We start from the raw sequence: 25884 nt of genomic DNA on the forward strand, positions 1-25884 counted from the left end.
TGGGGGTTTACTTCACAAGCAATCGTTTCGTAGTGGTTCCGTTGATTGTGATGAGGTACGTACCTGAAGGCAACGCTGAGATATCTAAACGTTCTGATACGGTATTATTTACTTCTTTGTTGATGATATGTTGCCCTAAAAGATTATAGATTTCAATGTTATTGATAGGGGTCTCATTGGTTGAGATAGTTAAATAAGTATCTGCAGGATTGGGAACCATTGTGAAATCTGCAAATTCTTGGTCATTAACACCTAAGAAATTAGGATCTCTTACCAAGAAGAATCCACGGTCAATATCACTAATAACAATATTTCCGCTGGCAAAATATGGATACACGTTCCATGCGCCGTCAAAACTTGCACTATTTCCTTCTGGATAGCTATCGAAGAAACCTTCTTCCACTATATTCTTGTTTTCTATATCCGAAATATCGATCACACGCATCCCTGCTCTGTAACTGGCCAAATAGTATTTGTTCCCTCTCACATATCCGTTGTGATCTATGGCAGGGGTATTTCCGAAGTATTCAAAATGATATTCCGGGTTGTCAAGGTCATTGAAATCGAAAATAATAGTTCGGGTGGAGCCACCAATGTTCAGTTCATCCAATTCATCACCTACGATAAAAAACCGCTGGTCTTCGGTAAACCAGCCTTGGTGTGTATAGGCTACGTTCGAATAGCTTATGGTTGAGATGCCTTGCGGATTGTTTTTATCGGTGATATCGACAATCGCGATCTCATCTTCGTTGCTCCCAATTAAAATTTCACGACCTGTATAGTCTGAATCAGGACCATTATAGGTAACTACCTGCGCATCATGACTATATCCATTCGTGCTATATCCTCCTGCGCCAACAGGGTTTGTAGGGTTTTGAATATTTACAAAGTGTGGACCTCCATTAAAACCCGACGTTCCTACGGCATATGCATAACCGCTTTCTTCATTAATTACAATGTTGTGAGCCCTGCCAAATCCGTCATAATGAGCGTCTTCACTGAAGGTTACGGGAGGGTTTGACACGGTGCGTAGTCTTGTAAGGTCAAAAACCTGCATTCCATGACCCCCCGCTTCACTCACCACAAAAGCATGGTTGGAGTACACTTTAACATCCCGCCAGGTGCTGTTACTGGTGTGTGTTGGTAATTTTCCTAGGTAGATAGGATTAATAGGGTCTGTTATGTCAATAAACGCCGTACCATTGTTTAATCCTACCAACGCATATTCCTTCCCGGTATCCGGGTCTGTCCAACCCCAAGAATCGTTACCTGCACTAGCGTTTAATTCAGCTAGAGAAATGGTCGATTGCAGATCGTATCCGTCACAAGGGAATCCACCGGCAACCCCACCATTACACGGGATCTGTCCAAAAGTTAATGCTGTTGAAAAGGAAATTAAAAGGAGTACTAATTTTTTCATGATGTATTTGAGAGTTAAATTTGAGCGAATATACGTTATTTCGAACGTAAACTCTTATAAGATAGTGTATTTCACTACGCTTAGTCGTTAAAAATTTTATAATTTACAATGTTGATTATTTTTTTATAAGCCGCTTTGTCACCAAGCCATTTAAAGTAATAAAGTATAAACCTTTTGAAAAAGAGTCTATAGCGACCGTTTCACTTAATGTGCCCATGTTATATTGTGAATACACTTGTTTTCCGGTGACATCAAAAACTTTAATTGAGGTAATGGGGATATGCTGCGACCCAACCGTGATAGTCTCTGCTGCGGGATTCGGAAAGATGGTGATGCCACGTTCGAAAGAAAAATCATCGACAGTCAATATTTCCTGTACAGTAAGTACAAAAGAACAGTTATTGCTGTTGCCAGCGGAATCGCTCGAATCAAAATTGATAGTGTAGGTTCCTTCCGTTAATTGGGTTCCGGCTGAAGGAGTTTGCACAATATTGGGAGTGCCATCGCAATTGTCAGTTGCCGTGATGTCTCCGTTAAGCGCATAATCCGGCAGTGTGTAATAATCCGCTCCGGGATCATATCCTACGGTAGCATTCGAGAGACAGTCCAGTTGAGGAGCGAGATCATCTACCACGGTTATCGTCGCCGTACAGCTGTCTGTATTTCCTGAAGGGTCAGTCACTGTAAGGGTTACAGCCTGTGGTCCTATTTGCGAACAATCGAATGTATTTTCACTAAGTTGTAAGGTAAAGAAACCACTGTCGTCAAAAGAACCTCCATCCACAAGTGCAGGATTGACAACGGCTTCTCCGTTTATATCCAGAGCGATGGTGATGTTCTGGCACACAGCAACGGGATCGGTCGTGTCCGGCGATGAGGATTTCACCAAAAAAAATCCCCCGCTTCTATCGCAGATCATTATGTTTCCGCTGTTAAAGAAAGGATATACATTCCAGGCACCGCTAAAATTGGCGTTGTTATTGGAAGGGTAGGTGTCAAAGAATCCAATCTCATTCATACTGTTGGACCCTATGCCACTTATGTCTATGGCTCGCATTCCGGCAGAATAATTCGCAAGAAAGTAGGTGTTCCCTACCACATACCCATTATGATCGATTGCCGCAGTGGGGCCAAAATATTCGAAATCCATTACCGGATTGTCCAGATCCAAAAGATCAAAAACAATGGTTCGTGTATTGAAACCTACAGCCGATTCGTCAAACTCATCTCCTAATAATAGATATCGCTGATCTTCAGTGAACCAAGCTTGGTGGGTATAACCTACATTGCTGTATGAAATAGTGGCGATACTTTGCGGATTCGATTTGTCGGTAACATCAACAATAGAAACAACAGAATCTGAACCACTACTGCTTATCAATATCTCGCGTCCCAAGTAGGTGGCATCCGGGCCCGAATACGTAACCACTTGCGCATCGTGGGTATACCCATCTCCGCTAAACCCGCCGGCATCTATAGGATTCAAAGGATCTTGAATGTTTACAAAGTGTGAGCCTACGTAGGTGTCGGCCCCTACCCCATAGGCGTAGCCCGTATCTTCATTAATAACAATATTATGAGCACTTCCGAAACCGTTAAAATGGGCATCGACGGTAAAGGTGACAGGCGGATTACTCACGTTTCGAAGGCGAGTAAGGTCGAAGATCTGTATTCCATGACCCGAGGCTTCACTTACGATAAAAGCATAATTATTGTAGACCTTAATATCTCGCCACTGGCTGGAGCTGGTTTGTGTTGGTAGTTTCCCTAAATATACAGGAGCATTTGGATTGGAGATGTCAATAAAAGCCGTTCCATCTTCCAGACCAACAAGAGCGTATTCATCATTATTGTTCGGATCAATCCACCCCCAGGAATCATTGGCTCCTGTAGTGTTCATTGTTGATAAGGGGATGTGCGATTGTAAATCATATCCATTACAAGGATATGAGCCCGCCAATCCGCCAATACACGGGGTTTGGGCCAGTGCTGCCGTACTGCATAGTACGAAAGCCAAGAGTAAAAGTTGCTTCATTTTCTATAGTAAAGAACGTAAAACTACTAATTTATATAGTTACTAATTGCATTACTTTAAAAAAAATAACACCCTATTATTTTACTAGACCATTGAATTCAGGCTTTTTTGATCGTTTTTTAAAGGTGAAACTGTACTTTTGTCCCTACATAATACAAGCTATATGCTCGAAAGTAAAGACCCAAGTAAAACCCATATTTCTCAATTAGGAGAGTTTGGTCTTATTGACCATCTTACCAAACAGTTTTCTATTTCTCAAAAAACCACGGTGAAAGGTATAGGCGATGATGCGGCTGTAATAGCCTCGCAAAAGAACGATCAATGGGTCGTCACTACCGATCTGCTCGTGGAAGGTGTGCATTTTGACCTGAGTTATGTTCCGCTGAAGCATTTGGGATATAAGGCAGTTATCGTAAACTTATCTGATGTATACGCCATGAATGCTGAAGCTTCCCAGATCACTGTGTCGATCGCCGTTTCCAACAGGTTTCCGGTAGAGGCATTGGAAGAATTGTATGCGGGTATCGCTACGGCGGCAAAGATCTATAATATAGATGTGGTTGGAGGGGATACTACCTCATCGACTACAGGACTTCTTATAAGTGTCACAGCTATTGGACATGCACCCAAGGAGCGAATTGTATACAGAAGCGGAGCCAAGGAGAACGATCTTTTAGTAGTTACCGGAGATCTGGGAGCGGCGTATCTTGGACTTCAGGTATTGGAGCGTGAAAAGGAGGTCTTTAAAGTGAACCCTAATTCACAACCCGATCTCGACGCGTATACCTATTTAATAGAACGCCAACTTAAACCTGAAGCACGAAAGGATATCTCAAAATTACTTGCGGAACTTGACGTGCAACCTACGGCTATGATCGACATTAGTGACGGACTTTCTTCGGAAGTGCTTCACCTGTGTAAACAGTCAGACGTGGGGTGTAATCTCTACGAAGAAAAAATACCACTGGACCCCCAAGTAATAAGTGCTTGCGAAGAATTTCATTTAGACAGCACTACAGTAGCGCTAAGCGGAGGAGAGGATTATGAGTTACTTTTTACAATTGCTACGGAAGATTTTCCGAAGATAAAGGCAAATCCGCATTTAACAGTACTTGGTCACATGACCCATAAAAAGGAAGGCATACACCTTATTACACGTGCGCAAACAAAAATCCCTTTGGTAGCGCGCGGATGGAATGCGCTGCAATCTGAAGACTAATTAGAAGGCCTTCTGTTTCGATACGAAGGATTCAAAATATTGGTGGTTCTCAATCCAAAAGCTTGTAAGTCGAACCATGCGCCCATAACCATCTTTGGTATATTGCGCCTTACATATCGTGCACTCGTATTCAGGAAATAAATGGGATTCTTTTTTAATGAGAGAAAAACGATGTCCTTTCCATTTACATGAAAATTGCTTCATACTAATGTAGGGAAACCCTGTTGGTTCGCTTCTGAAAGAATTCGGCAACGTTTGTATTGACTTCCTTGATCTTTTGTGTCAATGCTTCCAGCTTGCCACTTTGATTTTCCGTGACTTCACGGCCGCAGTTGGTGCATTTGTATTCGTTGATATGGTTGGTTACTTTTCGGGTCACTATATAATCGTGACCAAAGGTGGTACAGAGCACGCCGAGTAGAGAGATCGTCGCTTTTGGGGAAGTGTTTTTCATCAGATTGGCTTTTTTGTTATGACCAATATATGAAAATAAGTTATAAAAATCGTTTAAAAGCTTAAAAAATCGATGAAATGCATCTTTTTAATTATTTCGTCATAATTTTCAGTTAAAAGTAAGTGACCTCCTACAACTTTTATGAGTTCTGTATGGCAGTGTTTCGCTAGTATTTCTGAAATGGGCAGCGGTACAATAGGATCTTTCGTGCCACAAATCATGTACTTTGGTCCCGCGAACTGCCTCAGTACGGAGGTGCGGTCCTTTCGATCGCGCATTCCCTTTACCACAGCGGTGATTCCTTCCAGCGGAAACTGCAATGCTTCTTCCTTTAGCTGTTCTATCGCCGAGGCATATTGAAAACGGTCCTCTTCAGCAAAAAGATTTGCAATCGCCATTCGAATAAATACTTTAGGTGTGTCATGCAGCATTTTTAAGGCCCGATCTCTGTTTGCCTTTCGTTCCGGGGAGTCTTCAGCCGGAGTGGAGTTTAATAAAATGAGGCCTTCCACTTCCGAAGGGAACAATTCAGCATAAGCCAATGCAACATAGCCACCCATGGAATGTCCAAGGATTGAAATAGAGGTTACGCCAAGATGCTTTACAATGTCATGAACCGCCTCTGCCATGAGTTCCATCGTGTGTATCTCGTCCACAACACCGCTCTTGCCATGACCCGGCAGATCGATGACTATCACGGTGTGTTCTTTGGTAAGTATCTGAGCAAGCTGCTGCCACATGCTGCCACTTTCCAAGAAACCGTGGAGCAGGACAATGGCCGGACCACGACCTGTTACTGTATAAAAAAGAGAGGTATGATGAAACTTCAGCTTCATTTTTCTATATTCGGCGAACAAATATCTGCTAATGAAACACAGCAAGCAAACCTTTGTTACTGCTTTTGCACTTTTCTCTCTGTTTTTTGGAGCCGGAAATCTTATCCTTCCACCTTTTTTAGGTTATAATGCGGGCGAGGCTTGGGTGTGGGTTGCCATTGGTTTTGCATTCTCTGCTGTAGTGATCCCTATCCTTGCTATCTACGGTCATGCACGTTTACAAGGAACCTTATTGGATTTTGCCAAGAAAGTATCCCCCTTTTTTGCGTTGGTCTATGCAATCTTAATTTATGCTATTTCAGTATCCCTGCCTTCTCCAAGAACTGCCTCGGTCACCTACGAAATGGCCATACAACCATACTTTTCCATGTCGCCTTTAGCCATGAGTTCCTTGTATTTTGGATTGGTACTTTTGTTTGTATTGAACAGAAATAAAATTTTGAGCATTATAGGTAAGTTTCTTACACCGCTTATCATTGTTATTTTGCTTCTTATCATTGGCATTGGCATCTTTGTTGACGTCGCTCCGGTGCGCGCATCAATTTTTGATAATGCACTTGCGGCAGGAATTTTGGAAGGCTATCAAACCTTCGATGCTATTGGCGGCGTGGTCGTGGGAGGTGTAATTGTGATCTCTTTTGCCATTCAGGGGAAGTATAGTTACGAAGAAAAGAAGGGGATGATCGCCAAGGCAGGATTACTCGCAGGAATAGGACTTTTCTTAATTTATGGAGGACTTATAGCTTTAGGCGCATTACACAGTGGCACGGTACTCATAGAAAACAGGACCGAATTGCTCACCTTGCTAAGTACGAACACCTTGGGATCTATTGGCACCGCATTTCTGGCAGTTTTGGTGGCGCTTGCCTGCTTTACCACGGCCGTTGGAATTGTAACGGGAACGGCCGATTTCGTGAAGGGAATAGTTGGCGGTTCAAAAATCGCTTACACGATTACCGGTATATTGGGATGTGTCTTAGGCGTGATAATTGGGCAATTTAATGTAGCCTATATAATCGATGTAGCGGTTCCCGCATTAATGTTCATTTATCCCGTGACCATTGTTTTGATTATACTGAATGCCCTTCCGAAGAAATGGGCAAGTGCAACGGTATTTAGGGTAGTGACCATCACAACGCTACTTTTCAGCATACCCGATTTTTTACAATCGATCAATTCTGAAGCAATTGTAATATCCCTAAAATCCTGGATTCCATTGGCAACGTATAGCTTGGGATGGGTGTTACCTGCAACCATAGCCTTCCTGCTCACGAACGGCCTAATCGGTCTCATCAGAAAAAAAGAAGCCTAATGAGTGACTTCCGGTGCTAGGAGTTCATGATCTCTTCGATCTCCTCGGCTTCAATAGGAATTTCTCGCATTAAATTAAAAGGTTCTCCCTTTTCCCGTATAACCACATCGTCTTCCAGGCGAATGCCAAACCCTTCCTCCGGGATGTAGATGCCGGGTTCCACGGTAAAGACCATGTTTGGTTTCATAGGCTCCCATAATATACCGTAATCATGGGTATCCAACCCAATATGATGCGAGGTGCCATGCATAAAGTATTTTTTGTAAGCAGGCCAATCGGGGTTTTCATTCTTTACATCGGCTTTGTCCAACAGGCCAAGACCCAGCAATTCTGAGGTCATTAATTTTCCTACTTCTACATGATATTCTTTCCACAGGGTGCCCGGGACGAGCATCTTGGTCGCGTCATTCTTTACGCGATTCACAGCATTATAGACTTCACGTTGTCGTTTGGTAAAGGACCCGCTAACGGGGATAGTACGGGACATGTCACTGCTGTAATTGGCATATTCGGCACCTACATCCATTAAGATGAGGTCCCCATCCTTGCATTGCTGGTTATTCTCTATATAGTGAAGCACATTGGCATTATTGCCACTGGCAATAATGGGAGTGTACGCAAATCCTTTGGATCGATTTCGAAGGAATTCATGCATATATTCTGCTTCGATCTCATATTCCCACACGCCGGGCTTTACAAAGGAAAGTATACGTCGGAACCCTTTTTCTGTTATGTCGCATGCTTGCTGCATTAGCTCCAGCTCAATCGAGTCCTTTATCGATCGGAGGCGTTGCAGGATAGGATTACTTTTTGCCCAACTGTGTGCCGGGAATTTATTTTTTGTCGTTTTAATGAACCTGTCCTCACGGGTTTCAGTGGCGACAGCCTGCCGGTAGTGCTCGTTAGTATTAAAATAGATGGTCTCGGCCTGTGTCATCAATTCAAAGAATATTTTGTCGAATTCTTTAAGCCAATACACAGTTTTTATACCGCTTACTTGCAAAGCACGTTCCTTGGTGAGTTTTTCTCCTTCCCACACTGCAATATGCTCGTTCGTTTCTTTTAGGAACAATACTTCACGATTTTTTTCATCGGCAGCTTCGGGAAAAAGGAGCAAAATACTTTCTTCCTGATCCACACCGCTTAAGTAAAAGATGTCACGATGCTGCTGGAATGGCATAGTGCTGTCGGCACTAATAGGATATTGGTCATTACTGTTAAACACCGCTATACTTTTAGGCTTCATTTGTGCCATAAAATTCTTTCGGTTCTTGATAAATAATTGACGGTTGATCGGGTTGTATTTCATTATTTGTACTTCTGAATTTCTTCAAAATTAAAAGAAATAATACCACTACTTGCTAATACCTCAAAAAATTTTATACGAGTACCTAAAAGAGCTCAGAAATGAAGGATTTTTTACATCTCCCCCCAAACCTCTTCTTCTGAAGAGGGGCTACGTTCCCTTTCCTTTGAAGGAGGGGGTTAGGGGATGGATGTCTTTGGATCCCAGGATACCTCAGAAGATTTTTTCTTCTTTATACAAGGATCACAGCAAAAAGTAGTTCGCAAGACTAATTGTCCCTAAACCACCGTCTTTTTCTAAACTAAATTTTGCCAAGCAAAGGCATTTCAGTAATTTCCGCCTTATAAATTCCATTCGATGAAAAAACGATCCTTTCTGTTTGCCTGTTTTCTTTCTGTTTACACCTTTGCCCAACAACCTGCTACGCCAGCTTCAGTAGTGGAAAATGCGCTTCAGCAAAAGGAAAGCGCCACACAAAATTCCATTGTAAAGAATCTTCCATTCAGGAATATTGGCCCAACGGTCATGAGTGGACGGGTGGTTGATTTCGCCGTGAACCCCGACAACCCTATCGAATTTTATGTAGGGTATGCAAGTGGCGGTGTCTGGCATACAAAGAACAACGGAACCAGTTTCACACCAATTTTAGATAATAGCCCCACACAAAATGTAGGAAGTGTCTCCATGGACTGGAAAAACAATATCCTGTATGTAGGAACGGGAGAGGTGAACGCCTCCCGCTCGTCCTACGCAGGAATAGGTTTATTAAGAACGACTGACAATGGAAAGACGTGGGAAAATTTGGGATTGAAAGACTCTCACCATATTAGCAGTATTTTGATCAATCCTGAAAACGCCAATGAGATTGTTGTGGGCGCTGTGGGACACCTCTACTCAACAAATAACGAGCGTGGGATATACAAGACAGTAGATGGCGGGAAGACCTGGAACCGAACCTTGTTTGTTAATGACCAATCCGGTATCATAGAGGTGGTTCGAGATCCTTCAAACTATAATTTAATGTATGCTGCGGCTTGGGATAAAGACCGAAAGGCCTGGAATTTTACCGGAAGCGGCTCCGGAAGCGGCATCTATAAAAGTACCGATGCCGGAAATACATGGACAAAAGTCTCGGTTGCGGGCAGTGGATTTCCCACCGGGGACGGTGTAGGGCGTATCGGACTTGCTATTTACGATGCCAACACGGTATACGCAATTCACGATAATCAGGCGCGGCGAGACGATGATACAGCTTCCGAAGAAAGTTCTGACATTTTGACCAAAGACGATTTTAAAACCATGACCTCAATTGAGTTCTTAAACCTGGACAATAATAAGCTCAATCAATTTTTGCGCATGAACGGATTTCAAGAGAAATACAGAGCAGAAAATGTAAAGAATATGGTGCGCGGTGGGACGGTCCAACCGGTCGATCTGGCGAAGTATCTGGAAGATGCCAATTCGCTGTTGTTCGATACTCCGGTGATTGGAGCAGAGGTCTATAAAAGTACCGATGGTGGTTCGACCTGGGAGAAGACCCACGAGGGGTATTTGGACGGCATTTATTATTCCTATGGATATTACTTCGGAAAGATCCATGTAGACCCCGGGAATAAGGACGGCATCTATATCTATGGAGTCCCTATCCTCAAGTCGAAGGACGGTGGAAAAACATTTACTTCTATCGATGCCGATAACGTACATGCCGATCATCACGCGCTGTGGATCAATCCGAAGCAGCCTGGCCATCTTATCGACGGGAATGATGGAGGGATAAATATAAGTTACGATGATGGCGCTACCTGGATCAAGAACAATACGCCTGCCGTGGGACAGTTTTATGCCATTAATGTGGACAACGAACAACCGTATAATGTATACGGAGGGTTACAGGATAACGGCGTATGGGTTGGCTCGCATGAATATGAAGCAAGCCCGTACTGGCAGCAAAGTGGTCAATATCCCTACGAGTCGATCATGGGTGGAGATGGCATGCAGGTACAGATCGATAACCGTAACAGTGCAATCGTCTATACAGGGTTTCAGTTTGGGAATTACTACCGAATCAATCGCGACACGAATGAAACTACCTATATTCAGCCAAAACACGAACTGGGAGAAAGTCCTTATCGCTTCAATTGGCAAACGCCTATTTTGCTCAGTCCGCATAATCAAGACATACTCTATTTAGGCGGAAACAAACTTATGCGAAGTATGAATCAGGGGAATGATTGGGCGGCAATTTCCGGCGACCTTACACAGGGTGGAAAGCAGGGGAATGTTGCTTACGGAACCCTCACCTCCATTAGTGAATCGCCATTCCAATTCGGATTATTATACACCGGAAGTGATGACGGTATGGTATATGTTTCCAGAGACGCCGGTGGAAATTGGGTGAATGTTTCCACTAGCTTCCCAAAAGATCTTTGGGTGAGCAGAGTGATTGCTTCGGCCCATAAAAAGGAACGTGTCTATGTGACATTGAACGGATATCGTTGGGATGATTTTAGACCATACGTATATGTGAGCGAGAATTACGGAAATAGCTGGAAGGATATTTCAGCAAATTTGCCTGCGTCTCCTGTAAACGTGATCCGTGAAGATCCTGTGAACGAGAACGTTCTTTATTTAGGAACCGACAACGGAGCCTACGTTTCTTTTGACAAGGGAGGCACATGGGCACCTTTTTCTGAAGGACTGCCTAATGTGGCCGTTCACGATATGGTCGTTCAGCCGGAGGCAAAGGATCTGGTTGTGGGGACACACGGACGCTCTATCTATATTGCAGATATATCGCTCCTTCAACGCATGAATGCTCAAAACAGTGCTGAAGTATTGCTGAGCACTATTGAACCGGTTCAGTCATCCAGACGCTGGGGAAGAAGCTTCAGTCCTTGGAGCGAGCCATATACACCATCAGTAACCCTGCAATATTATGCGCCTCAAGCCGGTGAAGTCTCCTTCAGAATTGAAACAGAAGCCGGAAAAGTGATTCAGGAATTTACAGGAGCCGCTGCCAAAGGGATCAATGTGGAAGTCTACGATCTAACTCTTTCAGAAAAAGGAATAAAAGTATTGGACAAAGCCGGAACAAAAGTAAGTAAAGCCGAAAATGGCAACTATTACCTGCCTAAGGGCAGTTACACGGTTGTAGTGGAAGTAGGGGGCAGATCGGCACAAACCGATTTGGAAGTTAAATAAGAATTGTTGCTACTATCATCAATAAAAGAAATGCGAATGTTTGGCTAAAAGGGTAAGCAGCCGTATTTTTGTCATGTAAATTCTAGAAAAGAAAACCATAATGGGAATACTATCCTCTTCAATCGCCAGAAAAGTTGCTATGGCACTTTCGGGTTTGTTTCTTGTATTTTTTTTAGCCCAGCATTTTACTATCAATTTTACATCGGTTATCGCGCCTGACACATTTAACAGCTGGTCCCATTTTATGGGAACCAACATCTTGGTGCAATTTATATTACAACCGGTCTTGATCTTTGGAGTCGTGTTCCATTTTGTGATGGGCTTTATTCTTGAGATCCGTAACCGTAATGCTCGTGCGATCTCTTATAAGAAATTCCACGGAAACACAAACTCTACTTGGGCCTCTAGGAACATGATCATTTCCGGATTGGTAATCTTGGCCTTCTTGGGACTGCACTTTTACGATTTCTGGATCCCGGAAATGGTCCATAAATATATAGAATCCCATCCCGAAGACGCCACCAGGTATTATGCCGAAACAGTTCATAAATTTGAAAGTCCAGTAAGGGTAGGAATCTATGTGTTGGCATTTATATTGTTGATCTTTCACCTTTGGCACGGGTTCTCGTCTGCTTTCCAGAGTGTCGGGTTCAACAACAAGTATTCAAAAGCACTGCGGGGCTTTACACAGGTTTTTGCAGTAGCCATTCCTTTAGGGTTCATTTTTATTGCCCTGTACCATCATTTTAATCAATTACCCCACTAAAAAAAATGCTATGTCGATATTAGAATCCAAAATACCTAAAGGACCCTTAGCCGATAAGTGGACAAATCATAAGAACAAGATCAACCTGGTGAATCCGGCCAACAAACGAAACATAGATGTGATTGTTGTGGGAACGGGCCTGGCCGGAGGGAGCGCAGCTGCTACCTTGGCAGAGTTGGGATATAATGTAAAGACATTCTGCTATCAGGATTCGCCGCGTCGTGCGCATTCCATTGCCGCACAAGGAGGGATCAATGCTGCTAAGAACTATCAAGGGGACGGAGACTCTACCTACCGACTTTTCTACGATACGGTAAAAGGAGGCGACTATCGCTCTAGGGAAGCAAACGTATATCGTTTGGCTGAGGTTTCGGCAAACATCATCGATCAATGTGTCGCTCAAGGAGTGCCTTTTGCACGGGAGTATGGCGGACTGCTCGACAACCGTTCTTTTGGAGGAGTTTTGGTTTCCAGAACATTTTATGCCAAGGGACAAACAGGGCAGCAATTGCTCTTGGGAGCTTATTCTGCCATGAACCGACAGATAAACCGAGGGAAGATCAAGCCCTACAACAGACATGAAATGTTGGACCTTGTTGTTGTGAACGGCAAGGCCAGAGGGATCATTGCACGGGACCTGGTAACCGGCGAGATCGAACGTCATTCGGCTCATGCAGTGGTGATCGCATCCGGCGGCTATGGGAATGTATTCTTCCTTTCCACCAATGCCATGGGGAGCAATGTAACGGCTAACTGGAAGATCCACAAACGAGGTGCCTACTTTGCAAATCCTTGTTTTACACAAATTCACCCTACCTGTATTCCGGTATCCGGGGAACACCAGTCTAAATTAACCTTAATGTCCGAATCACTTCGGAATGACGGCCGTATATGGGTGCCCAAAAAACTAGAAGATGCCAAAGCGATCCGGGAAGGAAAGAAAAAACCAACCGATCTCTCTGCTGAAGAACGCGATTATTATCTGGAACGACGGTATCCGTCCTTCGGAAACCTCGTGCCGCGTGATGTTGCTTCCAGAGCCGCAAAGGAGCGTTGCGATGCCGGATTTGGAGTGAATAAGACAGGTGAAGCGGTATATTTGGACTTTGCCTCTGCTATTGAACGCTATGGAAAAGAACAAGCTGCCATTCAAGGAAATCACAACCCTTCCGATGCCGAAGTACAAGAACTTGGGAAAAAGGCCATAGAGAACAAATATGGTAACTTATTCCAGATGTATGAAAAGATCGTAGATCAAAATCCGTACGAGACCCCAATGATGATCTATCCGGCGGTACATTACACCATGGGCGGTATTTGGGTGGATTACAATCTGCAAACCACCATTGAAGGTTGTTATGCGACCGGAGAAGCCAATTTTAGCGATCATGGAGCCAACCGATTGGGAGCTTCAGCATTAATGCAAGGACTTGCAGATGGATACTTTGTATTGCCATACACCATAGGTGATTATCTTTCTAAAGACATTAGAACCGGTTCAATTTCTACCGAATCGCCGGAATTTGAAGCGGCAGAGAAGAACGTTCGGGAACGACTTGAAAAGTTGATACAAAATAATGGTTCGAAACCGGTTGATTATTTTCATAAGCGTTTAGGAAAGATCATGTGGGATAAATGTGGTATGTCCCGTAATGCCAAAGATCTTCAAGAAGCAATTTCAGAAATAAAACAATTAAGGGAAGAATTCTGGAAGGATGTGAAAGTTCCCGGCGAAATGAACGAAATGAATGCCGAACTTGAAAAGGCCGGACGTGTTGCCGATTTCTTGGAGTTAGGAGAATTGTTCGCTAAAGACGCGTTGCACCGCAATGAATCGTGCGGCGGTCACTTTAGGGAAGAATACCAAACCGAAGACGGAGAAGCCTTACGCGACGATGAGAATTATATGTATGTGGCAGCCTGGGAGTACAAAGGAGAACCTAGTGATGCTGTTTTGCATAAGGAAGATCTGGACTACGAAAATATTGAAGTAAAAACGCGTTCCTATAAATAACCATTATGAAACTGACACTTAAAATATGGCGTCAAAAAAACGCCGCCGCAAAAGGAAGCTTGCAAACCTATTCCTTAGATGGAGTCGATGGGGATATGTCCTTTTTGGAAATGTTGGACGTATTGAATCATGATCTTATTGAAAAAGGGGAGGAACCCGTTGTGTTCGATCATGATTGCAGAGAAGGGATCTGCGGAAGCTGTTCTTTGCAGATTAATGGGGAACCGCATGGTCCGGACCGCCTTATAACTACCTGTCAATTGCACATGCGTATGTTCAAAGATGGAGATACCATTGTCATTGAGCCATTCCGTGCCACGGCATTTCCGGTAATTAAAGACTTGGTTGTGGACCGAAGTGCTTTTGATAGGATCCAGCAAGCAGGAGGGTTTATCTCGGTGAACACCTCAGGAAATACCATAGATGCCAATGCCATACCGGTTGAGAAGGAAGACGCCGATGAGTCTTTTGCGGCTGCTACCTGTATTGGTTGTGGCGCCTGTGTGGCTGCGTGTAAGAATGCAAGTGCTATGTTGTTTGCGGCTGCTAAAGTGAGTCAGTTTGCACTTTTGCCGCAAGGGAAGGTGGAAGCCACCACCCGTGTTTTGAATATGGTGGAGCAAATGGACAAAGAAGGTTTTGGAAACTGCAGTAATACCGGCGCTTGTGAAATAGAATGTCCAAAAGGTATCTCTTTGGAGAATATCGCTCGAATGAACCGGGAATATCTTAGTGCCAGTTTAAAAGGATAGACTTACATAGCCTTTAATTCTGGTGTGCCGGAAACCGAGATATTTACGTCGGTAAGGTTGCGGTAGATCGTTTGAATAAAACGAGTAATGTCGTAGGGCTTTACAATAATATCGTTCATTCCGCATTCAAAGATAGAATGTCGTATTTCTTCAACTTCTACGGCAGTAAGTGCAAGGATAGGGATCGTGGTATTGAATTTTCTAATTTCTTTAGTCGCATCAATCCCGTTCATAATAGGCATATTGATGTCCATTAGAATGAGGTCGTAGTGAGTATTCTGCAACGCGTCAATGGCTATTTGACCGTTTTCGGCAATACTACAGTGCATATCGTTCTTTTCTAGAATCTTTTTGGTTACGGTTTGGTTGATTCGATTGTCTTCAACGACCAGTATGTGTTTCCCTTTTAAAAGCGATACATCAATGACCTCTTCAATCTTATTTTGAACTTCTTCCTCGTAAACAATCTTGTATTCTATGGTAAAGACAAAAAGAGAGCCTTTCCCTTCATCACTTTTTAAAGTGATCTCTGCCTGGTCCATTTGGAGTAATTTTTTCACGATGGGTAGCCCCAATCCGGTGCCGTGATATTTGTAATTATCGGTATTGAGCTGTGAGAATTCTTCAAATATATGTTCCTGCTTTTCGGAAGGAATTCCAATCCCGGTATCACGGATATAAAATTTAATAGCGGCAGTATCCGGTGTATTTTTCGTTGTTTCGGCGATCACATAGATATCTCCGTTCTCGGTGAACTTGCAGGCGTTTGCGATCAAGTTCATAAGAACCTGCGATAATCGCACCGAGTTTCCGTAAATAACTTCCGGAACCGATTCGGAAATATGAATATGGATCTCATTGTTATTCTGAACTCGCATGTATTCAAATGAAGACGAGATCTTCTTGATTAAATCCCGAAGATTAAAAGCGGTAAATTCGTTTTCTAAAGTCTGCGATTCTATCTTATTGATGTGAAGGACATCGTTGATCAATGCCAAAAGATAATCGGCAGAGAATTTTAGAGACTTCAGATCTTTTAAATGTTTTTTAAGAGATGCATCCTCCAACAGGATGGTGGTAAGCCCGATAACACCGTACAAGGGGGTACGAAGCTCGTGACTAATGGTAGAAAAGAACTTGTTCTTGGCTTGAGACAGCTGTTCGGCTTCTTCTTTAGCTTTCAGGTATTCTTGATTTTTAAGCTTCAATTCGTTAATTAATTGTTTTCTGTTCCGAAAGGCCAGAAAGAGAACAACAAATAAAACGAGGAAACAACAGAATGCGATAAGTAACACATTGTTCAAGGTGCTCTTGTTCGCTACGATCTCGGCCTGTAGCGCAGCCTTTTCTTCGGCCTGTTGAACATAGGTTCGGTATTCTTTTACAATGTGGTTGGTGGATACAGCTTCGATGTTTGAAGAAATTATTTTTTGCTGATTGATGCTCAAATAATCCTCATATTCCTGTCGTGCAGTAAAGGCATCCTTGTAATTGCCCTGCTCCAAGAGACTTTCGCTGTAGTAATAATAAGCATCTTCAAGGACGATACTGTGTTTCTCCTTTTCGGCCTGAGCGATCGCTTTCTTGAAATAGGTATTCGCCATTTCGTAGTTTTCCTTATAGTAATGATATTGCCCCATTAAATTATCCAGACTTGCGGCATAGGAAGCATCCCCAAATGGAATAAGTTTGCGGGCTTTGATAATGTGCGTATAGGCCAAGGTAAGTTCGTCAACCTCCAGTGCCGTGAGAATTACATTGTAATGGGCTTTTGCAAGTCCTGCGGAATCCTCTAATTTTTCGAATAGATCGATCGATTTGTCATGATAATCGAAAGCTGCTTCAGGGCCACTTCCGGTGATCGTATAGATATTCGCCAAGTCCATATAGGTAAGGGCACGAACGGTATCATTCTTTGATAACAGGGCTTGTTTTTCAGCTTTTTCAAAACTTTCCTTCGCCAGGAGCGTATCTCCAAGTACAAGATAGTCGTAGGCCAGATTGCGATATCCTTTGTGAATGTAATAGGGTTCGTTGATCTCGAACGCAAGTTCCAGCAGATCGAAATTCAATGCGAGATCTTTACGGTAATCTCCATTGTTATAATGAATATTCGACGAATCCATGAGCATCTTGAAACGCTCTTTCTTATTCTTTAAGGCATCAGGATCGTTCGTTTGCCCGTATAAAGAAGATACTCCGCCAGCGGAAAATAGGGCAACAGAAAGCAACAAGAAATAACAATATTTCTTCATTGGTTAAGTACATTTGGGGATGGCAAGATACACTTTTTCTAGAATTTCAATAAAAAAGTGTATGTTTTAACACTTGAAATTTATCAAGTTATCTAATTATAAAAGTATGATTCCACAAAAACTTCCTACCGTTGAAACCTCCATATTCGCAGTGATGAGCAAAATGGCCACCGAGCATAAAGCACTCAATTTATCGCAGGGATTTCCCAATTTTGATAGCGATCCTTTACTTATCGATCTTGTGTCACAAGCGATGAATCAAGGAAACAATCAGTATGCTCCAATGCCGGGAGACCTTCAATTGCGTGTAGAGATCTCAAAAAAAACAGAAACGCTACATCATAAATTATATGATCCTACTTCAGAGATCACAATAACTGCGGGAGCAACACAAGCATTATTTGTCGCTATAGCCGCAGTGATCCAGTCTGGCGACGAAGCAATCTTGTTCACTCCGGCCTACGACTCGTATGATCCGGTAATACGTTTGTTTGGAGGTAAACCTGTTTCGGTTCAACTCAAGGCGCCTTCCTACACCCCCAATTGGGAAGAGGTACGAAACAAAATATCAAGTAAGACCAAATTGATCATTATTAACTCACCGCACAACCCCAGCGGAATGGTTTTTTCTGAAAATGATATGCTCCAACTTCAAGAACTGGCCGTAAAACATAATATTTGGGTTATTAGCGATGAGGTATACGAACACATTATTTTCGACGGGCATCAACACCAAAGCGCTGCTCGATTTGAAGCCCTTTCACAACGTACGTTTATCACAGCTTCGTTTGGCAAGACCTTTCACAATACCGGATGGAAAATGGGATATTGTGCAGCACCGCAGCCGCTTATGAAAGCATTTCAAAAGATCCATCAGTTCAATGTGTTCTGTGTAAATCATCCTATTCAAAAAGCACTTGCCACATACCTTCAAGAGCCAAAACACTACTTAGAACTTTCTTCCTTTTATCAAAAAAAACGCGACCTTTTTTTATCGTTGATACAGGATTCCCGCTTTAAGTTTATTCCGTCAACAGGTACTTATTTTCAATTATTGGATTTTTCTGAAATTTCTTCAGAAGGGGATCGCGCTTTTGCCGAAAGACTTACAAAAGAACACAAGATCGCGACCATTCCTACCTCAGCTTTTAACGAAAACCAAACAGACTTCCGCCAAATACGGGTATGCTTTGCAAAAACCGATGATACCCTAAAAGAAGCAGCCGGGATCTTGAGTGCGATCTAGGGACTTTTGTATGATAATGATAACCACACTATAAGTAAATTCAATTCTAAAATTAAAACATCCAATGTAAGTATTAGGCATTACAATTAGGAATTGGTAACTTTATAGCTATCGATTTCAAAAATTATAAGTGTAAGCTATGGATACTAAAAGAAATAACAACGGAAACCCTCAGGGAGAGGCTTGGGATGTAAACGAATCAACAGCAAAATGCCCATTTTTAAGTGGTGACTTGAATCAAACAGCCGGTGGCGGGACTAGTAACAGAGACTGGTGGCCTAACCTCCTGAACTTGAATATCCTGCGTCAAAACTCTCCAAAGTCAGACCCTATGGAGGAGGACTTCGATTATGCCAAGGAATTTAAATCCCTTGACCTAAAGGCGGTGAAGGAAGATCTCTACAAACTAATGACCAACAGTCAGGACTGGTGGCCTGCAGACTACGGTCATTACGGCCCGTTCTTTATACGTATGGCGTGGCACAGTGCCGGAACGTATCGTATTCACGACGGTCGTGGTGGGGGTGGGTCAGGACAGCAACGATTTGCACCGCTCAATAGTTGGCCGGACAACGCCAATTTGGACAAAGCACGTTTGTTATTATGGCCGATCAAAAAGAAATACGGAAAAAAACTCTCGTGGGCCGATTTGCTCATTCTGGCAGGAAATTGTGCGCACGAATCCATGGGTCTTGAAATGTTCGGGTTTGCCGGAGGACGAGAAGATGTTTGGGAACCTGAAGAAGATGTCTATTGGGGTTCGGAAACCGAATGGTTAGGAAATGAATCCCGATATGCCGGGGAAACATTAGAAAGTCCGTTAGGGGCGGCACACATGGGATTGATCTACGTAAATCCCGAGGGGCATAACGCAAATCCGGATCCTGTGGAAGCAGCACATTATATTCGGGAAACTTTTGGACGTATGGCGATGGACGACTATGAAACCGTAGCACTTATTGCTGGAGGGCATACCTTCGGAAAAACCCACGGAGCCGCAGATCCCGAAAAATACGTAGCAGCCGAACCAGCTGCTGCAGGTATCGAGAACATGGGTATGGGTTGGAACAATTCCTTCGGAACAGGAAAAGGAGCCGACACTATTACCAGTGGGATCGAAGGCGCTTGGACAGATACGCCTACCAAATGGAGCCACAAATATTTTGAAAACCTGTTTGAGTATGAATGGGAATTGACTAAGAGTCCGGCAGGAGCACATCAATGGAAACCGAAGGATAATGCAGGAGCCGGCACCGTTCCGGATGCTCACGATCCGCAAAAGAAGCATGCGCCGTTCATGTTAACAACAGATCTTTCGCTCCGTATGGACCCTACGTACGAGAAGATCTCAAGACATTTTTATGAAAACCCCGATGAGTTTGCAGATGCCTACGCTCGTGCCTGGTATAAGTTAACACACCGTGATATGGGACCTATCGATCGATATTTAGGGCCCGAAGTTCCGAAGGAAGAATTGATCTGGCAGGACCCCATTCCAAAACCTTCTTACGAAACTATCACTCAGGGAGATATTTCCAAATTAAAGGATCAACTTTTGTCATCCGGTCTTTCCATTACCGAACTAGTCTCGACCGCATGGGCTTCTGCCTCTACTTTTAGAGGCTCGGACAAGCGCGGAGGAGCGAATGGTGCCCGTATACGTTTCGCACCCCAAAACGGCTGGGAGGTCAACAACCCAAAACAGCTGTCGAAAGTACTACAAACGCTTCAGAAGATAAAAGAAGAATTTAATTCTAGTGCGACAGATAACAAAGGCGTTTCTATGGCAGACCTCATTGTACTGGGAGGGTGTGCAGCCATAGAAAAAGCAGCTAAGAACGGCGGTTTCGACATGTCCGTTCCCTTTACTCCGGGGCGCGCAGATGCACTGGAAGAGCAAACCGATGCCCAATCCTTCGACGCACTGGAACCGCGTGCCGATGGTTTCAGAAACTATTTAAAAGATAGTTACGGGGTGGCTGCCGAGAAGCTCTTGGTGGACAGATCGCAGCTTTTAACATTGACCGCTCCCGAAATGACGGTATTAGTCGGGGGAATGCGTGTTCTCAACACAAATTCCAATGGCTCGTCTCACGGGGTATTTACCAAGGAAACAGACACCTTGAACAATGCATTCTTTGTGAATCTTTTGGATATGGGAATCACTTGGAAGGCCGTTTCTGATGATCAAAACCTGTTTGAAGGGCGCGACCGAACTACAGGAGAGAAAAAATGGACAGGAACACGCGTTGACCTAATTTTTGGATCGAACGCAGAACTTCGTGCGTTGGCCGAACTATATGCTTGTGACGATGCAAACAAAAAGTTTGTGCACGATTTTGTAGCGGCTTGGGCGAAAGTCATGGATCTCGACCGCTTTGATCTTAAATAACCGGAAAGCAGTAAACATCTAGTGTGAAGAGCTTGCATTTTATATTTTTTCTGAAAGCAACAGCGATGCATGTTGCTTTCTTTGCTTATTTTTAAGGTATATGAAAGATGAATTTTTTAATGCCATACGCGAAGGAAACACCACGAAAGTAGAAGAGCTCCTTACCATGATGCCGCAATTGATTTCTGAAAAGGATGCAAGGGGATCCACACCGCTATTACTGGCGACGTATTACAATGCTGAAGCAGTTACAGAATTACTGCTGAAGCATGCTCAAAATGTCGATGCACGCGATGCTTCGGGAAACACGGCGCTTATGGGCGTATGCTTCAAAGGATTTGTTCCGTTGGCTCAAAAGCTCATTGCACACGGAGCTAATGTTAATGCAGTTAACTCCAATGGGGCTACACCGCTTATCTTTGCAGTTACCTTTGCCAAAACCGATCTCGTAAAACTGCTGTTGCATCATGGAGCCGACCCGTCCATCACCGATGATCGCGGGAATTCGGCATTAACTCACGCAAAGATGCAACAGCATCAAGAAATAATTACACTTCTTCAGCCGTATGAATAAAAAGGAAACACTTTCAGTAACATTGATACAAACAAGTCTTCATTGGGAAGATGCGAGGGCTAATCGCAGCATGTTTTCAGAAACGATAGAGGCACTTTCAGAAGCGACAGACCTTATCGTGCTGCCCGAGATGTTTACTACCGGATTCTCTATGAAAGCGAAAACTTTGGCGGAACCTAATAATGGGGAAACGCTGGAATGGATGCAGCAGCAGGCCAAAAATACAGGAGCTGCCGTTACCGGGAGCGTGATCGTTTCAGAAAACGGAAATTATTTTAATAGGCTTTTCTTCGTGCTTCCCAATGGGGATTATGAAACCTACGATAAAAAACACACCTTTACGCTTGCCAACGAGCATAGAACGTATACAGCAGGCGGCAAACGTCTTATCGTAGACTATAAAGGTTTCAGGATTTGTCCTTTAATCTGTTACGATCTGCGCTTTCCGGTTTGGGCACGTAATACAGAAGATTACGATGTTCTCCTTTTCGTGGCAAATTGGCCGGCCAAACGAATTGCTGCGTGGGATGCTTTGTTAAAGGCACGTGCTATTGAGAACATGGCGTATTGTATAGGAGTGAACCGTGTTGGAGAAGACGGAAACGGACACGCCTATACCGGGCATAGCGGGGTCTACGATGTGTTGGGTGCGTCCATGCTGGAAACGGAGCCGGAGAAAGCGTTCGTTGCAACGGTAATCCTAGAAAAGGAACATGTGCAGAAGCACCGGGAACACCTTCAGTTTTTACAAGACAGAGATCACTTTACTCTAACGTAAAAGTTTCGTTCAAGCTCCAGTTCACAAGAATTTCCAAAGGAGATGGATAGTAGACGACCTTTTCGGGTTGGCGACGATCCAAAAAACTTCCGGCATCCCATTTCCCATTAGCATTTTCATCATAGATGAGCCTTATATAGTAAACAGCCGGCGGGATATAGTCAAAATATACCGTGTGGTCCTCACCCAGCGGCCATTCACGTACTACTTGAAATTTATTGTTCACAAGTTGAACAATAATAGGCTGCGGCGGGACATTCTGCACCGTAAGCCGTAGGGTTCCATAATCTGATGCTGCTTTTGTACGTACTATATACGACAGGCTATCATTTTCTTTATCGTAGAAATCAGTGATCGCACCGGGCAGAACACTTATAGTATAGGTTTGTTCTTCGGTCTTAGGGAAGAAAAGGGCTAGTTGATTGTTCCTTTTGTTTAATCGTCCTGTAACCGGGATCGATATAGAATCGCTATTAAAAACAGAAATTTCTTCCAATTTCAAAGCAGTTAGTGGGGTGTTTGCCTGCAACAGCAAGCTATCTTGCGGAACCTGCGTTCCGGTGTTCAAAGCATTGACAGTGAGAGAATCCTTATAGAGATTTTTGAGTCGTAAAGTCATCGTGTCGACTACCGTTCTGTTCTTTGCAAGGAATACCAGAGAATCGCCGGCTACCGCAGGTTTGAACCAATAATGGAGTGTGTCGGACTTCGGGTCTTTATACATTGTGCTCTTAAAATCGGAAGGAACTGTAGAAAGCAGGTCGATCGTAAGACTGTCAATGACCCCTTCAAAACCAAAAATAATGTGCTGTTTAGATTCGTGCTTTGGGTGCTCCAAACGATAGGCAGGGATCTCTTTGAACAAACGAAGTGTATACGATGTATCTTTAGGAACAGAGATCACATTGTCTGCGAAGCCAATCTTATCCGTTTTAGGCTGAAAAATATAGTCGTTGTTACTGTCTTTAAGGGCCAGGAGGATGTAATTTCCCTCTTTAACGTTGGTAAGTTCAAAAGTATTCGTGCTGTCCCGCGTCGTTGTTATATACATGGGTTTTTCTGAAAAGATCAGCGAATCCTTAAATGCCTCGTTTGCTTCATACATCAATACGGTGGTAGGTGTTTCGGCCTTTCCTAATAAAACATCTTCCACTTTTCCTGAAACAGTTAAACTATCGATATAAGCACCTGTAGAGAACACATATTTGTAATAATCGAAGGAATTTTCTTCGTTGTTGTCTACAATGCTTTTGCCAAAATTGATGGAATACGTAGTGTTTTCAAGAAGTGTATCGGTAAGCGTTATCTTAATGTACTTTGACGTACTTAGAGGAGAAATGATGGGTTGGTATTTTAAAGGAGGAGAGATGATGAGGTTTTTCTGAAGGTCCTTCAGTTTAATATATTCATCAAAATAGATCCTGATCTCCTTTTCTGAAAAATTCGTAGTAAAATTTTCGGGAACGGCCCTTAAAAGTACAGGAGGGATCGTATCCTTGGCACCCCCCGAAGGAGTTCCCTTTTTGGCACACTGTACAAAAGACAGTAGAAATAGAATAAGGATGGGAATGTAGAGCAGGCGGTGTTTCACACGAATGGAATTATAGCAAGACAAAAATAGGTATTTTTATGCGATAGCAATGGTCGCCAAGCTAAGTTTCACCCCCGAACCTTTTAACAATTGTTCACCACAACTTTCTAAAGTCGCACCTGTTGTCACAATATCATCAACCAATAAAATGTGTTTATTGGTAAGCGCTTCGGTATTTTTAACGGTAAATAGCGCTTCACCGCTAAAGCGTGTGAAGCGTTGTTTAAAAACCTGCGAGTTAGTTTTAGATATCTTTAGTAGAATATCATCCCGATAAGGCACCTGTAGAGAAGTTGCGATCGCTTTTCCAAAACCAGCCACTTGATTATAACCTCTTTTTCGTAATTTTTGTTTGTGTAAAGGAACGGGTATGACCATATCGACAGATCGGTATGCATCGAGCTCCCCGAGCTCTGCTCCCAGCCACATACCAAAAAAGGAACTTATTTCCTGTTGTCCCCTATACTTCAATTGGTGTAGGATTTCCTGGGTACGCCCTCTTTTCTCAAATTTCAGTAGAGCGGTGGCTTGCTCCAATGGAATACGTCCGTAGAATACGTTCTTCATTGTCGGGTCGGCATTGCGATGGTGACAAGCCAGCGGTAAGCTGTGTAAACACTGTACACAAAGGATTTTTTCGGCACGTAATAGCGTGTTTTTGCAGGCCGCACAAACCTTTGGAAACAAGAGATTTAACATAATTTAATATATTTTACCATTTCGTAAACGTTTCGGTGTTGATTCTCGTAGTACTTTTACCCACTAAATCTATTATAAACCATACATTATGACCACAGAAACCAATAGCACTAAATTTAAAGTTTTAATTGGTGTGCTTTCTGCATTATTAATCGCTTTAGCTGTGTACACTGTTACCCTTTACAACGATAGTAAAAATACGGTAACCGGGCTAGAGAAACAAAAGGTAGAAATTGAAACCGAACTGGAAGAGCTTATCGCCAATTACGATGAGATCATCCAAGACAATGAACTTAAGGACAAAGACCTGTTAGCGGCACGTGCCAGAATCGAGGTCTTACTTGACTCTGTTAAAGGAATGGAGGCCAATGTTGGCTTGATCGAAAGGTATAAAGCTGAAGTAGGGAGACTTAAGGAAGAACGCAAGATGTTATTTAAGAGAGCCGACAGTTTGATTGCGGCCAACCAGATGCTAGCGCTGGAACGTGACAGCACCAATGTAGTACTAAGCAATACTATTAAGGTGGTAGATTCTGTAAATGAAAAGAACGTAGCTATGGCAGAAACCATTAAAAAAGGTTCTGTGGTAAACGCTGTAGACCTTCGTGGAGAGGCTGTGATCGTGAGAAGTAGCGGTAAGGTGGTGGATACGAGAAGATCGAGTCGTGCCGACAAAGTACGTGCTTGCTTCACCCTAACACCCAATCCTATTGCCGAAAGAGGCGACCGTACCTTATATGTTCAAGTGATCAATCCACGTAACAATTTATTGGGTAAAAAGGCAACCTTGGAATTTGAGAACGGAATGTTAAACTATAGTGAGAGCACCAAAGTGTTCTATGAGAATGAAGAACTTGATGTGTGTGTCTTGGTGGACGCAACCGAGGCAGATCTCATTGAAGGGCGCTATGTGATCAACGTTTTCGATGGTCCAAAACAAGTGGCAACGACCACTATGGAACTCAAGTAAAAAAAATTGATTTAAAAAAGAGAAGCCGCTACGATGTTATCGTAGCGGTTTTTTTATTTTTGCG

19 protein-coding genes are annotated in these 25884 nt (G+C 43.2%); 11 read left to right on the forward strand and 8 right to left on the reverse strand.

What is annotated here, in order from left to right; all coding sequences use genetic code 11:
* Positions 1-7: 7 nt before the first annotated feature.
* Complete coding sequence (locus JS40_RS10015; protein ID WP_034260234.1) at positions 8-1420, reverse strand: choice-of-anchor B family protein; 1413 nt, start codon at positions 1418-1420, stop codon at positions 8-10.
* A 115-nt stretch (positions 1421-1535) separates the two neighbouring features.
* The gene (locus JS40_RS15655; RefSeq protein WP_084677477.1) at positions 1536-3455 is read right to left on the reverse strand and encodes a choice-of-anchor B family protein; all 1920 of its coding nucleotides are present in this window, start codon (positions 3453-3455) and stop codon (positions 1536-1538) included.
* 163 nt (positions 3456-3618) lie between these two features.
* Between JS40_RS15655 and thiL the strand changes: the two genes are divergently transcribed.
* Positions 3619-4674, forward strand: a complete 1056-nt coding sequence (gene thiL / locus JS40_RS10025) for a thiamine-phosphate kinase (RefSeq protein WP_034260235.1) — start codon at positions 3619-3621, stop codon at positions 4672-4674.
* A 205-nt stretch (positions 4675-4879) separates the two neighbouring features.
* Here the strand turns inward: thiL and JS40_RS10035 are convergent, their stop codons facing one another.
* Together JS40_RS10035 and JS40_RS10040 are read right to left on the reverse strand one after the other, a co-directional pair.
* A complete protein-coding gene (locus JS40_RS10035) occupies positions 4880-5128 on the reverse strand; it encodes a hypothetical protein (RefSeq protein WP_034260237.1) in 249 nt (82 codons plus the stop codon).
* Between the two features lie 53 nt (positions 5129-5181).
* Positions 5182-5964, reverse strand: a complete 783-nt coding sequence (locus tag JS40_RS10040) for an alpha/beta fold hydrolase (protein WP_034260238.1) — start codon at positions 5962-5964, stop codon at positions 5182-5184.
* Positions 5965-5995: 31 nt separating this feature from the next.
* Here JS40_RS10040 and brnQ point away from each other — a divergent pair, with 31 nt between their 5' ends.
* A complete protein-coding gene (gene brnQ, locus JS40_RS10045; RefSeq protein ID WP_034260239.1) occupies positions 5996-7276 on the forward strand; it encodes a branched-chain amino acid transport system II carrier protein in 1281 nt (426 codons plus the stop codon).
* 16 nt (positions 7277-7292) lie between these two features.
* On the opposite strand, the gene JS40_RS10050 is transcribed toward brnQ, so the two are convergent.
* Complete coding sequence (locus JS40_RS10050; protein ID WP_034260240.1) at positions 7293-8585, reverse strand: aminopeptidase P family protein; 1293 nt, start codon at positions 8583-8585, stop codon at positions 7293-7295.
* Positions 8586-8939: 354 nt separating this feature from the next.
* On the opposite strand from JS40_RS10050, the gene JS40_RS10055 reads away from it, so the two are divergent.
* From JS40_RS10055 to JS40_RS10070, 4 genes are all read left to right on the forward strand, one after another.
* On the forward strand, positions 8940-11783 hold the full coding sequence (locus JS40_RS10055) for a VPS10 domain-containing protein (protein WP_034260241.1): 2844 nt from the start codon (positions 8940-8942) through the stop codon (positions 11781-11783).
* Between the two features lie 100 nt (positions 11784-11883).
* Positions 11884-12549 (forward strand): succinate dehydrogenase cytochrome b subunit, encoded by a 666-nt coding sequence (locus tag JS40_RS10060; protein ID WP_394332685.1) that lies wholly within the window; start codon positions 11884-11886, stop codon positions 12547-12549.
* Between the two features lie 10 nt (positions 12550-12559).
* Positions 12560-14563, forward strand: a complete 2004-nt coding sequence (locus tag JS40_RS10065; protein ID WP_034260243.1) for a fumarate reductase/succinate dehydrogenase flavoprotein subunit — start codon at positions 12560-12562, stop codon at positions 14561-14563.
* A gap of 5 nt (positions 14564-14568) precedes the next feature.
* Positions 14569-15315, forward strand: coding sequence for a succinate dehydrogenase/fumarate reductase iron-sulfur subunit (locus JS40_RS10070; RefSeq protein ID WP_034260244.1), 747 nt, complete (start codon positions 14569-14571; stop codon positions 15313-15315).
* A 2-nt stretch (positions 15316-15317) separates the two neighbouring features.
* On the opposite strand, the gene JS40_RS10075 is transcribed toward JS40_RS10070, so the two are convergent.
* Positions 15318-17570 carry a tetratricopeptide repeat-containing hybrid sensor histidine kinase/response regulator gene (locus tag JS40_RS10075; RefSeq protein WP_051957551.1) on the reverse strand — a complete coding sequence of 751 codons (2253 nt, stop codon included), beginning with the start codon at positions 17568-17570 and terminating at the stop codon, positions 15318-15320.
* A 106-nt stretch (positions 17571-17676) separates the two neighbouring features.
* On the opposite strand from JS40_RS10075, the gene JS40_RS10080 reads away from it, so the two are divergent.
* The 4 genes from JS40_RS10080 (at position 17677) to JS40_RS10095 (ending at position 22560) form a co-directional block, all read left to right on the forward strand.
* Positions 17677-18816, forward strand: coding sequence for a methionine aminotransferase (locus tag JS40_RS10080; protein ID WP_034260245.1), 1140 nt, complete (start codon positions 17677-17679; stop codon positions 18814-18816).
* A 139-nt stretch (positions 18817-18955) separates the two neighbouring features.
* Positions 18956-21208, forward strand: coding sequence for a catalase/peroxidase HPI (gene katG, locus JS40_RS10085; protein WP_034260246.1), 2253 nt, complete (start codon positions 18956-18958; stop codon positions 21206-21208).
* A gap of 100 nt (positions 21209-21308) precedes the next feature.
* Positions 21309-21782 carry an ankyrin repeat domain-containing protein gene (locus JS40_RS10090; protein WP_034260247.1) on the forward strand — a complete coding sequence of 158 codons (474 nt, stop codon included), beginning with the start codon at positions 21309-21311 and terminating at the stop codon, positions 21780-21782.
* Positions 21775-22560, forward strand: coding sequence for an amidohydrolase (locus tag JS40_RS10095; RefSeq protein ID WP_034260248.1), 786 nt, complete (start codon positions 21775-21777; stop codon positions 22558-22560). Before JS40_RS10090 ends, JS40_RS10095 begins: the two co-directional genes overlap by 8 nt.
* Here the strand turns inward: JS40_RS10095 and JS40_RS10100 are convergent.
* Both JS40_RS10100 and JS40_RS10105 read right to left on the reverse strand, forming a co-directional pair.
* A complete protein-coding gene (locus tag JS40_RS10100; protein WP_051957552.1) occupies positions 22547-24151 on the reverse strand; it encodes an Ig-like domain-containing protein in 1605 nt (534 codons plus the stop codon). The genes JS40_RS10095 and JS40_RS10100 overlap by 14 nt on opposite strands.
* A gap of 36 nt (positions 24152-24187) precedes the next feature.
* A complete protein-coding gene (locus tag JS40_RS10105; RefSeq protein WP_034260249.1) occupies positions 24188-24850 on the reverse strand; it encodes a ComF family protein in 663 nt (220 codons plus the stop codon).
* An 88-nt stretch (positions 24851-24938) separates the two neighbouring features.
* On the opposite strand from JS40_RS10105, the gene JS40_RS10110 reads away from it, so the two are divergent.
* Positions 24939-25820: a hypothetical protein gene (locus JS40_RS10110; RefSeq protein ID WP_034260250.1), complete on the forward strand. Its 882-nt coding sequence runs from the start codon at positions 24939-24941 to the stop codon at positions 25818-25820.
* Positions 25821-25884 lie beyond the last annotated feature (64 nt).

The sequence above is a fragment of the Altibacter lentus genome, from assembly GCF_000746845.1.
Classification (GTDB): domain Bacteria; phylum Bacteroidota; class Bacteroidia; order Flavobacteriales; family Flavobacteriaceae; genus Altibacter; species Altibacter lentus.

Excerpts from the sequence above, each read along its gene's own strand:
- JS40_RS10095 (WP_034260248.1), top strand. The coding sequence starts at position 21,775 with ATGAATAAAAAGGAAACACTTTCAGTAACATTGATACAAACAAGTCTT.
- JS40_RS10060 (WP_394332685.1), top strand. The coding sequence starts at position 11,884 with ATGGGAATACTATCCTCTTCAATCGCCAGAAAAGTTGCTATGGCACTT.
- JS40_RS10040 (WP_034260238.1), bottom strand. The coding sequence starts at position 5,964 with ATGAAGCTGAAGTTTCATCATACCTCTCTTTTTTATACAGTAACAGGT.
- JS40_RS10055 (WP_034260241.1), top strand. The coding sequence starts at position 8,940 with ATGAAAAAACGATCCTTTCTGTTTGCCTGTTTTCTTTCTGTTTACACC.
- JS40_RS10050 (WP_034260240.1), bottom strand. The coding sequence starts at position 8,585 with ATGAAATACAACCCGATCAACCGTCAATTATTTATCAAGAACCGAAAG.
- JS40_RS10075 (WP_051957551.1), bottom strand. The coding sequence starts at position 17,570 with ATGAAGAAATATTGTTATTTCTTGTTGCTTTCTGTTGCCCTATTTTCC.
- JS40_RS10105 (WP_034260249.1), bottom strand. The coding sequence starts at position 24,850 with ATGTTAAATCTCTTGTTTCCAAAGGTTTGTGCGGCCTGCAAAAACACG.
- thiL (WP_034260235.1), top strand. The coding sequence starts at position 3,619 with ATGCTCGAAAGTAAAGACCCAAGTAAAACCCATATTTCTCAATTAGGA.
- JS40_RS10110 (WP_034260250.1), top strand. The coding sequence starts at position 24,939 with ATGACCACAGAAACCAATAGCACTAAATTTAAAGTTTTAATTGGTGTG.
- JS40_RS10035 (WP_034260237.1), bottom strand. The coding sequence starts at position 5,128 with ATGAAAAACACTTCCCCAAAAGCGACGATCTCTCTACTCGGCGTGCTC.
- JS40_RS10090 (WP_034260247.1), top strand. The coding sequence starts at position 21,309 with ATGAAAGATGAATTTTTTAATGCCATACGCGAAGGAAACACCACGAAA.
- katG (WP_034260246.1), top strand. The coding sequence starts at position 18,956 with ATGGATACTAAAAGAAATAACAACGGAAACCCTCAGGGAGAGGCTTGG.
- JS40_RS10065 (WP_034260243.1), top strand. The coding sequence starts at position 12,560 with ATGTCGATATTAGAATCCAAAATACCTAAAGGACCCTTAGCCGATAAG.
- brnQ (WP_034260239.1), top strand. The coding sequence starts at position 5,996 with ATGAAACACAGCAAGCAAACCTTTGTTACTGCTTTTGCACTTTTCTCT.
- JS40_RS10070 (WP_034260244.1), top strand. The coding sequence starts at position 14,569 with ATGAAACTGACACTTAAAATATGGCGTCAAAAAAACGCCGCCGCAAAA.
- JS40_RS10015 (WP_034260234.1), bottom strand. The coding sequence starts at position 1,420 with ATGAAAAAATTAGTACTCCTTTTAATTTCCTTTTCAACAGCATTAACT.
- JS40_RS10080 (WP_034260245.1), top strand. The coding sequence starts at position 17,677 with ATGATTCCACAAAAACTTCCTACCGTTGAAACCTCCATATTCGCAGTG.
- JS40_RS15655 (WP_084677477.1), bottom strand. The coding sequence starts at position 3,455 with ATGAAGCAACTTTTACTCTTGGCTTTCGTACTATGCAGTACGGCAGCA.